Source organism: Citrobacter sp. C13 (assembly GCF_014596815.2).
Taxonomy (GTDB): Bacteria; Pseudomonadota; Gammaproteobacteria; order Enterobacterales; family Enterobacteriaceae; genus Citrobacter; species Citrobacter portucalensis.
On record NZ_CP115024.1, the window covers coordinates 1,232,794 to 1,244,651 of the forward strand.

General features: G+C 51.4%; 15 protein-coding genes. 8 read left to right on the plus strand and 7 right to left on the minus strand.

Going from position 1 to position 11,858, the window contains the following annotated elements:
- Positions 1–45: 45 nt before the first annotated feature.
- Positions 46–528, minus strand: coding sequence for an SsrA-binding protein SmpB (gene smpB / locus IB222_RS05790; protein ID WP_003031211.1), 483 nt, complete (start codon positions 526–528; stop codon positions 46–48).
- A 154-nt stretch (positions 529–682) separates the two neighbouring features.
- Here smpB and ratA point away from each other — a divergent pair, with 154 nt between their 5' ends.
- Complete coding sequence (ratA, locus tag IB222_RS05795; RefSeq protein WP_003826396.1) at positions 683–1,126, plus strand: type II toxin-antitoxin system toxin RatA; 444 nt, start codon at positions 683–685, stop codon at positions 1,124–1,126.
- On the plus strand, positions 1,110–1,406 hold the full coding sequence (locus tag IB222_RS05800; RefSeq protein ID WP_008785525.1) for an RnfH family protein: 297 nt from the start codon (positions 1,110–1,112) through the stop codon (positions 1,404–1,406). The genes ratA and IB222_RS05800 overlap by 17 nt, the downstream gene beginning before the upstream one ends.
- A 49-nt stretch (positions 1,407–1,455) precedes the next feature.
- Here IB222_RS05800 and bamE read toward each other — a convergent pair whose 3' ends face one another.
- The 3 genes from bamE to nadK all read right to left on the minus strand — a co-directional run bounded on the left by bamE (position 1,456) and on the right by nadK (position 4,575).
- Entirely contained in the window at positions 1,456–1,800 is a 345-nt protein-coding gene (gene bamE / locus IB222_RS05805; RefSeq protein ID WP_003826401.1) for an outer membrane protein assembly factor BamE, read from the minus strand.
- 149 nt (positions 1,801–1,949) lie between these two features.
- Positions 1,950–3,611 (minus strand): DNA repair protein RecN, encoded by a 1,662-nt coding sequence (recN, locus tag IB222_RS05810; RefSeq protein ID WP_003826404.1) that lies wholly within the window; start codon positions 3,609–3,611, stop codon positions 1,950–1,952.
- Between the two features lie 85 nt (positions 3,612–3,696).
- Positions 3,697–4,575, minus strand: a complete 879-nt coding sequence (gene nadK / locus IB222_RS05815; RefSeq protein ID WP_003826406.1) for an NAD(+) kinase — start codon at positions 4,573–4,575, stop codon at positions 3,697–3,699.
- Positions 4,576–4,697: 122 nt separating this feature from the next.
- Between nadK and grpE the strand changes: the two genes are divergently transcribed.
- Positions 4,698–5,291 (plus strand): nucleotide exchange factor GrpE, encoded by a 594-nt coding sequence (grpE, locus tag IB222_RS05820; protein WP_003826408.1) that lies wholly within the window; start codon positions 4,698–4,700, stop codon positions 5,289–5,291.
- 49 nt (positions 5,292–5,340) lie between these two features.
- Here grpE and IB222_RS05825 read toward each other — a convergent pair whose 3' ends face one another.
- Together IB222_RS05825 and IB222_RS05830 are read right to left on the minus strand one after the other, a co-directional pair.
- Entirely contained in the window at positions 5,341–6,630 is a 1,290-nt protein-coding gene (locus IB222_RS05825; RefSeq protein WP_008324538.1) for an HlyC/CorC family transporter, read from the minus strand.
- 18 nt (positions 6,631–6,648) lie between these two features.
- Positions 6,649–7,440, minus strand: coding sequence for an inner membrane protein YpjD (locus tag IB222_RS05830; protein WP_003031224.1), 792 nt, complete (start codon positions 7,438–7,440; stop codon positions 6,649–6,651).
- A 165-nt stretch (positions 7,441–7,605) separates the two neighbouring features.
- Between IB222_RS05830 and ffh the strand changes: the two genes are divergently transcribed.
- From ffh to rplS, 5 genes are all read left to right on the plus strand, one after another.
- The gene (gene ffh / locus IB222_RS05835) at positions 7,606–8,967 is read left to right on the plus strand and encodes a signal recognition particle protein (RefSeq protein ID WP_003031226.1); all 1,362 of its coding nucleotides are present in this window, start codon (positions 7,606–7,608) and stop codon (positions 8,965–8,967) included.
- Positions 8,968–9,216: 249 nt separating this feature from the next.
- A complete protein-coding gene (gene rpsP / locus IB222_RS05840) occupies positions 9,217–9,465 on the plus strand; it encodes a 30S ribosomal protein S16 (protein ID WP_003031228.1) in 249 nt (82 codons plus the stop codon).
- Between the two features lie 18 nt (positions 9,466–9,483).
- Entirely contained in the window at positions 9,484–10,032 is a 549-nt protein-coding gene (gene rimM, locus IB222_RS05845; RefSeq protein WP_003031230.1) for a ribosome maturation factor RimM, read from the plus strand.
- Positions 10,033–10,076: 44 nt separating this feature from the next.
- Positions 10,077–10,844, plus strand: a complete 768-nt coding sequence (trmD, locus tag IB222_RS05850; protein WP_003031232.1) for a tRNA (guanosine(37)-N1)-methyltransferase TrmD — start codon at positions 10,077–10,079, stop codon at positions 10,842–10,844.
- A gap of 39 nt (positions 10,845–10,883) precedes the next feature.
- Positions 10,884–11,231 (plus strand): 50S ribosomal protein L19, encoded by a 348-nt coding sequence (gene rplS, locus IB222_RS05855; protein WP_002914145.1) that lies wholly within the window; start codon positions 10,884–10,886, stop codon positions 11,229–11,231.
- 132 nt (positions 11,232–11,363) lie between these two features.
- Here the strand turns inward: rplS and IB222_RS05860 are convergent, their stop codons facing one another.
- Positions 11,364–11,846, minus strand: coding sequence for an OmpA family protein (locus tag IB222_RS05860; RefSeq protein WP_126317543.1), 483 nt, complete (start codon positions 11,844–11,846; stop codon positions 11,364–11,366).
- Positions 11,847–11,858: the final 12 nt, after the last annotated feature.

Here is an 11,858-nt window from a genome sequence, read left to right on the forward strand (position 1 = left end):
AAGAACCAGTCTCAGGATGAGAGACTGGTCATAGGGGAGTAGCGATTAGCGACCAGCATTTTTCATAATACGTGCTTTATCTAACTGCCATTCGCGTTCTTTCACATCGGAGCGCTTGTCGTGCTGTTTCTTACCTTTTGCGACGCCAATTTTCACTTTGCACCAGGCATTTTTCCAGTACAGTGAAAGCGCAACGACGGTATAACCGTCACGATTCATACGACCATACAGGGAGTCGAGTTCACGCTGGTTTAACAACAGCTTACGGGTACGGGTGGGATCACATACCACATGCGTTGAGGCAACAGCCATCGGTGTGAAGTTGGCGCCAAACAGGAACGCTTCGCCGTCTTTAAGGATGACGTAGCTGTCGCCGATGTTAGCTTTACCCGCGCGCAGGGATTTGACTTCCCAACCTTGCAGAGCGAGTCCTGCTTCGAACTCTTCTTCAATAAAGTATTCGTGTCGTGCGCGCTTGTTCAGCGCGATTGTGGCTGAGCCAGGTTTGTGTGCTTTTTTCTTCGTCATAATGCCGCTCAGTATAGGTAATCTGGAATCGAAAAACACCCCATTTCATCCAGCGGGGCGCAAGGCGCTATCTTAGCACGAGTTAGGCTATAGCGTTTTTTTTAGCGGGGGATAAATGGTATTATTTGTGTGATTGATATTGATGGAAATTGTTATGCCTCAGATTAGCCGGACCGCTTTAGTACCTTACAGTGCGGAACAGATGTATCAGCTAGTGAATGATGTTAAATCCTATCCCCAGTTTTTACCGGGTTGCACCGGTAGCCGTGTGCTGGAGTCAACTCCGGGACAGATGACAGCGGCGGTGGATGTCTCGAAAGCAGGGATCAGCAAAACGTTCACTACGCGCAATCAACTGACCAGTAACCAGAGCATCCTGATGCATCTGGTCGACGGACCGTTCAAGAAACTCATTGGCGGATGGAAGTTTACGCCACTGAGTCATGAAGCGTGCCGCATTGAATTTCATCTCGATTTTGAGTTCACCAATAAATTAATCGAGCTGGCGTTTGGTCGTATCTTTAAAGAGCTGGCTTCAAACATGGTGCAGGCCTTCACGGTTCGCGCGAAAGAGGTTTACAGTGTCAGCGTCAGCTAAAATTGTCGTTGAAGTGGCGTATGCGCTGCCCGAGAAACAGTATCTGCAGCGTGTAACGCTGCAACAGGGCGCTACGGTGGAAGAGGCTATCCGCGCTTCCGGGCTGCTGGAATTACGTACCGATATCGATCTCAGCAAAAATAAAGTGGGCATTTACAGCCGTCCGGTAAAGCTTGCTGATGTTCTGCAGGACGGTGACAGGGTGGAAATCTACCGGCCACTGATTGCTGATCCGAAAGAGCTGCGCAGACAGCGAGCAGAGAAATCCGCTAAAAAATAGCAGACAATAAAAAAGGTGCTCATTGAGCACCTTTTTTGATCTATCAAACCTACTTGTTGTCGGTCAAAGCAGGTTTGTTATCAATGTTGGTCAAAACGCCGCTGCTGTTAAAGGTCAGCGTCAGTGTTTGCTGGGTTACGCCTTCATGACCAGGTTGCTGACGGAACACATAAAACCAGGTGTTAGTGCCAAAAGGATCGGACATCATTGGTGTACCCAGAGCATAAGCAACCTGTTGTTGCGTCATACCCGTGCGCACTTTGGCGACATCGGTAGGTGTCAGATAATTTCCCTGGTTGATGTCAGGGCGGTAAACCACTCGCTCCAGAGTGGAACAGCCTGCAGTCAACATCAGTAGTACTGCTGCAGCAGCAGTCAGCGTTTTACAGCGCATAGTGATTTGATTCCTTTTCGGGCCCGAGCAGTACGCGGCTCATATGTAATATGCCGATGATAATAGACCTTTCACCACTTTAAAACCTTTTGCTGTCGGGTCGGTCGGCGATTTTATGTTGAACTCAGACCTTAACAAGGTAAAAAAGTTTATGCCGCCAGCAGTTCTTTTGCATTTGCGAGGGTATTGCGCGTTACTTCGCTACCGCCAAGCAGGCGGGCTAATTCCTGCAGGCGAGCGCGTTTATCAAGCGGCTGCATGTGTGTTTCGGTCATCGCGCCATCCGTTTCTTTGCTGACGTAGAAGTGTTGATGGCCACAGCCAGCAACCTGCGGCAGGTGAGTAACACACATTACCTGAGTTGACTCGCCCAACTGACGCAGCATTTTTCCCACTACCGCAGCAGTCGGGCCGCTGATACCTACATCCACTTCATCGAAAATCAGCGCAGGTGTTTCCATTTTGCGTGCGGTAATAACCTGAATAGCCAGCGCAATGCGCGACAGTTCCCCACCTGAAGCCACTTTCGCAATCGGCTGCAACGGCTGGCCTGGGTTAGTGGTCACTTTAAACTCTACGCGATCGGCACCGTCTGCGCTCAAATGATGTTCCTCAAATTTCACATCAATGCAAAAGACACCGTGCGGCATTGAGAGAGTATGCATGCTCTCTGTAATCAGTTGTCCCAGTTCCTGAGCATAATGCTGGCGCTGTTTGTGCAGCATTTTTGCCGTTTCCAGAGCCTGCTGGTGGTGATTATTCACCGCCAGGGTTAAGGTTTCGAGCGAGTCGGCCTGATCGTCTAACTGCTGTTGTTCATCCAGCAATGACTGATAGAACTGTGGCAGCGCTTCAGGGGCAACATGATGCTTGCGGGCCAATGAGATTTGTTTGGAAATACGCTGTTCAAGTTCGAACAAACGGTTAGGGTCCAAATCCAGACGATCGCAATAGTGGCGCAGCTCGTCGCTGGCTTCGCTGAGCTGGATAGTGGCCTCTTCCAGCATATCCAGGATACCGGAAAGTTTGCCGTCCATGCCTGCCAGTTCAGTGACCAGGTGCTTTGCGGTGTACAGTTGGCTTTGCAGGTTGATGTCTTCGCCATCCGCCAGGATAGCCAGCGCCTGTTGGCTGGTGGTGAGCAATTGCCCGCTGTTAGCCAGACGCTTGTACTCTTCATCAATTTGCTCAAATTCACCCGGCTGCGGGTTGAATTCGTTCAGTTCCTTTAACTGGTATTGCAACAGTTCCGCCCGGGCTGCGCGTTCCTGACTTTGTTGTTGATGATGCGCCAGATCACGACAGCTTTGGTGCCACAGCTGGTAGCGCGCAGCCATTTCCTGAGTCAGGGACGCTTCATTGGCGTAACCATCCAGCAGAGACTTTTGGTGTTCTGATTTTGTCAGGAGCTGATGCGCATGCTGACCGTGGATTTGAATAAGCAACTGGCCCAGCTCACGCAGCTGTGACAGCGGTACGGCAGTGCCGTTAATGAAGCCACGTGAACGTCCGTCGCTGCTGATAACGCGACGCAGCAAACACTCACGGCCTTCCTCAAGCTGGTTTTCTTCCAGCCAGCGCAGAGCCGCGGGGGTGTCTTTTAAGGCGAATCGCGCGCAGAGGTCGGCTCGCGTGGCGCCTGCACGTACCATGTCGGCGTCTGCGCGTCCGCCCAGGCACAAACCGAGAGCATCAATGGCAATGGACTTACCCGCACCGGTTTCACCGGTAATAACGGTCATTCCGTTCTGGAAATCGATCTCAAGTTCACGAACGATAGCAAAATTGCTGATGGTCAGTTGTGCCAACATAGCTGTTTTCCTGTATGAAAAACCATAACTGTAATTACATACAGTATAAACTGGTTTTTTATACAGTAAAGAGGTTGGCGTTAAATTAGAATAATTTTTTTGACCAGCCTAGTTTAGTGCTTAATGTGTTGAAATAGCTGTAATCTTTTGGGTGTATCAGGTTTAGATGATAATCACAGCGGCGAATTAATACGTCTTCACCTTCCTGTATAGGCAGGGCGATCTGACTGTCGCAACTGATTTCCAGATCGTTACGGCGATGAGAGAAGCGCAGGCGAATGGTGCTGCTACTGTTGATCACCAGCGGTCGCGCGGAAAGCGTATGCGGGAACATCGGGACCAGCGTAATAGCATCCAGCGAAGGCGTCAGGATCGGACCTCCGGCAGAGAGCGAGTAGGCGGTAGAGCCGGTCGGTGTGGAAATAATCAAGCCGTCCGAGCGCTGGGAGAAGGCAAAAATTTCATCGATATAGACTTCAAATTCAATCATGTGCGCCACTTTTCCGGGGTGCAACACAACTTCATTGATCGCCGTGCTAATACGCTTCTGGCAATCCTGTTGGCACACCTGGGCTTCAAGTAAAAAGCGCTTTTCGCTGATGTAGTGGCCTTCCAGCACGTCAGCTAACTGTTGGTGGGCATTGTCTGGGTCAAGGTCGGTCAGAAAACCGAGATTACCGCGGTTAATGCCAATAACCTTGATGTCATAACGTGCCAGGGTGCGTGCGGCGCCCAGCATATTGCCGTCGCCGCCGACTACCACGGCGAGGTCTGCCTGCTGGCCAATCTCTGCGAGCGTACCGGTTTTCACATTTTTCAGCTGCAGCTCGTGGGCGATTTGTTGCTCAACGATAACCTCATAACCTTTGGCGCACAGCCAACGGTAGAGCATTTCATGTGTGGTCAGTGCAGTGGGGTGACGTGGATGCCCCACAATGCCAATACACTTGAAATGTTTGTTCATTTTCTCGAGGTCCTTGTAACGAAGATTAGTGACAATGTGAGTACTTCCCTTGAATCCCTGAATCTGATCCCCATAATAAGCCAAGTTAGCGAGATGAATGCGAAAAAAACGCGGAGAAATTCATGAGTAGTAAAGAACAGAAAACGCCTGAGGGGCAAGCCCCGGAAGAAATTATCATGGATCAGCACGAAGAAGTTGAGGCGGTTGAACCAGACGCTTCTGCTGAGCAGGTGGATCCGCGCGATGAAAAAATTGCGAATCTGGAAGCTCAGCTTGCTGAAGCCGAAACGCGCGAGCGCGACAGCGTGTTGCGTATCAAAGCGGAAATGGAAAACCTGCGTCGTCGTACCGAACTGGACGTAGAAAAAGCGCATAAGTTTGCACTGGAAAAATTCGTCAACGAACTGCTGCCGGTGCTGGATAGCCTGGACCGTGCGCTGGAAGTTGCGGACAAAGACAATGACGCTATGGCGGCTATGGTCGAAGGTATTGAGCTGACCCGTAAGTCAATGCTGGATGTTGTGGCGAAGTTTGGCGTACAGGTGGTTGCGGATATCGACGTGCCGATGGACCCGAACGTGCACCAGGCGATTGCAATGGTAGAGTCTGACGACGTTGCTGCCGGTAATGTGCTGATGGTTATGCAGAAAGGCTATACCCTGAACGGACGTACCATCCGTGCGGCGATGGTCTCTGTGGCGAAAGCCAAAGGCTAATTAGCCTCAGACCGGGTAATGCTGATGCGCTACCCGGTCTGGATTACTCTCACTGGTCCGATACGCTTTCCCGCAGCGGTTTGACGGGCAACACCTGCACCTGTTTAATCATATTATCCTGCACGTCGAGAATATCGATATCGTACTGCCCAATACGCACACGTGTGCCAGCAACCGGGATCTCTTCCAGCGCTTCAAGAATAATACCGTTCACAGTACGTGCGTCATCTTCCGGCAGGTGCCAGTTAAACGCCTTATTGATTTCACGAACGTTGGCGCTACCGTCAATGATCACCGAACCGTCATTCTGCGGCGTGACTTCTTCGGCAAGCGTCGGTGACATTGAGGTCGTGAAGTCACCAACAATCTCTTCCAGGATATCCTCGACCGTAACCAGTCCCTGAATATCGCCATATTCATTGACGACCAGTCCCACTTTCTTCTTATTGCGCTGAAATTTAATGAGCTGAGTGCTGAGTGGCGTGCCTTCCGGAACGTAATAAATTTCGTCGGCGGCGCGTAACATGGTCTCTTTGGTGAACTCTTTTTTCTCGGCCATCAATCGCCAGGCTTCACGTACGCGCAGCATGCTGATGGCGTCGTCGAGCGAGTCGCGATACAGCACAATACGACCGTGCGGGGAGTGCGAGAGCTGACGCACGATTGATTTCCAGTCATCGTTAATATCAATGCCGATGATTTCATTACGCGGGATCATGATGTCATCGACGCTGACTTTTTCCAGATCCAGCACTGACAGCAGCATATCCTGGTTACGGCGTGATATTTGCGAGCGCGATTCATTCACCAGTGTGCGTAGCTCATCTTTACTCAACGAACCGCTCACCACGATATCCGTTTTGATGCCCATCATGCGCATCAGCAGCCGCGTGATGGTGTTGAGTAGCCATACTAACGGCATCATCAGAATCTGTAGGGGAGCCAGCAGGACGCTGCTCGGATAGGCGACTTTTTCCGGATATAGCGCGGCAATCGTCTTTGGCAGCACTTCGGCAAAAACCAGCACCACAAACGTCAGTACCCCGGTGGCAATAGCGACGCCCGCATCGCCATACAGGCGCATACCGACAATGGTGCCGAGCGCGGAGGCCAGAATATTCACCAGATTATTACCGATGAGCACCAGGCTTATCAGGCGATCCGGCTTGCGAAGTAACTTTTCAACGCGTTTTGCCTGTCGATTTCCCTGCTTGGCCCGATGACGTAGACGATAGCGATTCAGGGTCATCATTCCGGTTTCAGAACCGGAAAAATAGGCGGAAATGACCACCATGATGAGGAGCGTGACAATGAGCGTGGTGGTGGAGATGTGTTCCACGTAGGATTCCTTAAAGATTTAACTCACGAACTGCTGCAGGATGCGACTGCCGAAATAGGCCAGCGTCAGAATGCCTGCGCCTGCGACGTTAAACCATACGACGCGACGTCCGCGCCAACCTTCATGGTAATGCCCCCACAACAGAACGATATAGACAAACCATGCCACGATAGAGAGAACGGCTTTATCAATGTTCTCGGTACTGAACAGGTTATGCATGTAAAACAGGCCAGTGCACAGGGTGAGCGTCAGCAGAACCACGCCAATTTGGGTGATATGAAACATTTTCCGCTCAATACTCATCAGTGGCGGCATCTCATTGCTGAAGGCCAGTTTCTTGTTTTTCAGCTGGTAGTCAATCCACGCAAGCTGTAGCGCATAGAGTGCGGCGATAATCAGCGTGGCGTAAGCGAACAGCGATAGCCCGATGTGAATCATCATGCCCGGCGTAGCTTCGAGATGAGTGATGAACTCGTTAGGCATAAACGTGGCGAAGGCCAGGTTTATCAGCGCAAAGGCGTAGACAATAGGCAGCAATAACCAGCCACGATTGCGGGACGCGACGATGGTCATTACCGTACAGATCATCAGGCTTACCAGCGAGCCGACGTTCAACAGACTCAGGTTTTGTCCGCTTTCACCGCCGGGTAGGATACGCGCTTCCAGGGCGATAGCATGGCTTACCAGCGCAACAACCGCAGAGAGAATAGCCATACGCCGCCAGCCGCTGTTTTTTTGCAGCAGTGCGGGAATAATCAGCGCGAGGCTGACTGAGTAGGCGACAAGGGCGAGCAGAGCAAAAACGGGCATATAGGTGTCGACAGTTGGCCAGTGATAAAGAAAAGCAGTATAGCGTTACGTGACCGCTGCTCCAACCGTTGCATAACAACAAAGGCGGCTTCATGTTATACTGCGACAAATTTCTGTTGATGTGTCGCTGTCGCGACCGACCGTTTCCACCCCAGGCGAGAGACAATGTTTGATAATTTAACCGATCGTTTGTCGCGCACGCTGCGCAATATCAGTGGCCGTGGACGCCTTACTGAAGACAACGTTAAAGAGACGCTGCGCGAAGTGCGCATGGCGCTGCTGGAGGCTGACGTAGCGCTGCCGGTAGTGCGTGAGTTTATCAATCGCGTAAAAGAGAAAGCGGTTGGTCATGAAGTTAACAAAAGCCTGACGCCGGGTCAGGAGTTCGTCAAGATTGTCCGTAACGAACTGGTTGCGGCAATGGGCGAAGAAAACCAGACCCTGAATCTGGCTGCACAGCCGCCAGCCGTGGTGCTGATGGCGGGCCTGCAGGGTGCGGGTAAAACGACCAGCGTCGGTAAGCTGGGTAAATTCCTGCGCGAGAAGCATAAGAAGAAAGTGCTGGTGGTCTCCGCGGACGTTTATCGCCCTGCGGCGATTAAACAGCTGGAAACGCTGGCCGAGCAGGTCGGTGTGGACTTCTTCCCGTCGGATGTCGGCCAGAAGCCGGTCGATATCGTTAACGCCGCGCTGAAAGAAGCCAAACTCAAATTCTACGACGTGCTGCTGGTGGATACCGCCGGTCGTCTGCACGTTGACGAAGCGATGATGGACGAAATCAAACAGGTCCACGCTTCTATCAAACCGGTAGAAACGCTGTTTGTGGTCGACGCCATGACCGGTCAGGATGCCGCGAATACCGCAAAAGCCTTTAACGAAGCGCTGCCGCTAACCGGCGTAGTGCTGACAAAAGTTGATGGTGATGCCCGTGGCGGTGCGGCGCTCTCTATTCGTCATATTACCGGTAAGCCGATTAAATTCCTCGGCGTCGGCGAGAAAACCGAAGCACTGGAGCCGTTCCATCCGGACAGGATTGCTTCGCGCATTCTCGGCATGGGCGACGTGCTGTCGCTGATCGAAGATATCGAAAGCAAGGTTGACCGCGCGCAGGCAGAAAAATTAGCCAGCAAGCTGAAAAAAGGCGATGGCTTCGATCTCAACGATTTCCTTGAACAGCTCAACCAGATGAAAAACATGGGCGGTATGGCAAGCCTGATGGGCAAGCTGCCGGGCATGGGTCAGATCCCTGACAATGTGAAATCGCAGATGGACGATAAAGTGCTGGTGCGTATGGAAGCCATCATCAACTCGATGACGATGAAAGAACGCGCTAAGCCGGAAATTATCAAAGGTTCCCGTAAACGCCGTATCGCTGCCGGTTGCGGTATGCAGGTTCAGGACGTAAACCGCCTTCTGAAACAGTTCGACGACATGCAGCGCATGATGAAGAAAATGAAGAAGGGCGGAATGGCGAAGATGATGCGTGGTATGAAGGGGATGATGCCGCCTGGATTCCCAGGCCGCTAATCGGCCTGGCTTGTTTGCCATTTCGGCACCGGGGTGTGCTCGCCATCCTCACGTACTGCGTGTACGCTCCGGTGGCTGCGCGCACGCCGGCACCGAACTGACGGCACCGCCAACGGCCTTTTATAGCAGAGTTATCAACTGCTGATTGCATTTTCCCCAGAAATCAGTAAAATTTTCGGGCTTTTAATATGACACCCGGGCTCCGTTCCTCGATGGGGCCTGGGTGTTTTATTCACACAAGAGGATGTTATGGTTACTATTCGTTTAGCTCGTCACGGCGCTAAAAAGCGTCCGTTCTACCAGGTTGTTGTTACCGACAGCCGTAATGCACGCAACGGTCGCTTCATCGAGCGCGTTGGCTTCTTTAACCCAATCGCTAGCGAAAAAGAAGAAGGCACTCGCCTGGATCTGGATCGCATCGCTCACTGGGTTGGCCAGGGCGCGACTATTTCTGATCGCGTAGCTACGCTGATCAAAGCAGCAAACAAAGCAGCTTAATCTGTCACGGTGGTCATGATGAGCAAGCAACTCGCCGCACAGGCTCCTGTGGAACCCATCGTTTTGGGGAAAATGGGGTCTTCTTACGGTATCCGTGGTTGGCTCAGAGTGTTTTCTTCCACTGAAGACGCCGAAAGCATTTTTGACTATCAGCCCTGGTTTATCCAGAAGGCGGGTCAGTGGCAGCAAGTACAGCTGGAAAGCTGGAAGCACCACAATCAGGATCTGATCATCAAGCTGAAAGGCGTTGACGATCGTGATTCGGCGAATCTACTGACTAATTGCGAAATTGTCGTGGATTCCTCGCAGTTGCCAGCGCTGGAAGATGGTTCCTACTACTGGAAAGACCTTATGGGCTGCCAGGTAGTGACTACTGAAGGCTACGATCTCGGTAAAGTCGTCGATATGATGGAAACCGGTTCGAATGACGTCATCGTCATCAAGGCAAACCTGAAAGATGCGTTTGGTATCAAGGAACGTCTTGTGCCGTTCCTCGATGGGCAGGTTATCAAGAAAGTCGATCTCGCTACTCGTACTATCGAAGTAGATTGGGATCCTGGTTTTTAAACCACCGGATAAACGGTAAAAGTCGGCGTTATGGGGATTGGCTTGTGTTTATAGGTATCGTTAGCCTGTTTCCAGAAATGTTCCGCGCAATTACCGATTACGGGGTAACTGGCCGGGCAGTAAAAAATGGCCTGCTGAACATCCAGAGCTGGAGTCCTCGTGACTTTACTCATGACCGGCACCGTACCGTGGACGATCGTCCTTACGGCGGCGGACCGGGGATGTTAATGATGGTGCAACCTTTACGGGACGCTATTCATGCAGCAAAAGCTGCGGCTGGTGAAGGCGCAAAGGTGATTTATCTGTCACCTCAGGGACGCAAGCTTGATCAAGCGGGCGTTAGCGAACTGGCCACGAATCAAAAGCTGATTCTGGTATGTGGTCGCTATGAAGGAATAGATGAGCGCGTGATTCAAACCGAAATTGACGAAGAATGGTCAATCGGCGATTACGTACTCAGCGGTGGTGAGTTACCGGCAATGACGCTGATCGACTCCGTTTCCCGGTTTATTCCGGGAGTTCTGGGTCATGAAGCTTCAGCAATCGAAGATTCGTTTGCTGATGGATTGCTGGATTGCCCGCACTATACCCGACCTGAAGTGTTAGAGCAGATGGAAGTACCGGCAGTGTTACTGTCGGGGAACCACGCTGAGATACGTCGCTGGCGTTTGAAACAGTCGCTGGGCCGGACCTGGCTTAGAAGACCTGAACTTCTGGAAAACCTGGCTCTGACTGAAGAGCAAGCAAGGTTGCTGGCGGAGTTCAAAAAGGAACACGCACAACAGCAACATAAACATGATGGGCAGGCGTAAGCCCCCAATATCAGTTTACCCAGGATAAGAGATTAAATTATGAGCAACATTATTAAGCAACTTGAACAAGAACAGATGAAGCAGGACGTACCTTCCTTCCGTCCGGGTGATACCGTGGAAGTGAAAGTATGGGTTGTTGAAGGTTCCAAAAAACGTCTGCAGGCATTCGAGGGCGTGGTTATCGCTATTCGTAACCGCGGTCTGCACTCTGCATTCACTGTTCGTAAAATTTCCAACGGCGAAGGCGTTGAGCGTGTCTTCCAGACTCACTCTCCGGTAGTTGACAGCATTGCTGTTAAACGTCGTGGTGCTGTTCGTAAAGCTAAACTGTACTACCTGCGTGAGCGCACTGGTAAGTCTGCTCGTATCAAAGAGCGTCTTAACTAAGATTCGCGCAAGCGACATCCTGTTAGAAAAGGGCTGGCCGAAAGGCTGGCCCTTTTTTTATCCCGACGTTTACTTCTTTTATTCTTTATGGCAATGGAATGACTGCGCGGCGCGCAGCCAGTTGGGGGATGATTATGGCGTTGAGATCACAACCGCCACGCGGCGGTTTTCAGCGCGACCTTTTGATGTCTGGTTGCTGGCAATGGGATATTTCTTCCCGAGTCCCTGAGTTGTCAGGTTGGTGCGGGGAATATTAGCGCCCTGCGCCCAGGCATCGGCAACAACATTAGCGCGTTTGAGTGACAGAGCTTCGTTATAGCTGTCTTCGCCGTAGTTATCGGTATGACCATCCAGACGCGCATGGTTTAGCCCGGTAGCTGCAAGTTTGGATGCCATTTCCTTGATCTGTTTTTCACTTTCAGGACGGAGCTTATAGTCATTTTTGTCAAACAGGATGTTGTCAGCCAGGCCAAGAGACCAGTCTCCTGATGCTTCAGTAAATCCATACGATTTCATGGCTGCAATTTGCTCTGGGGTAAATTTCCCCTGAGGTGCCTGACAGCCTGCAAGAATCAGTAAAAGCAGAAGAAACGGGGATAATAAACGTTTTAGCATGTGTGTAATTCC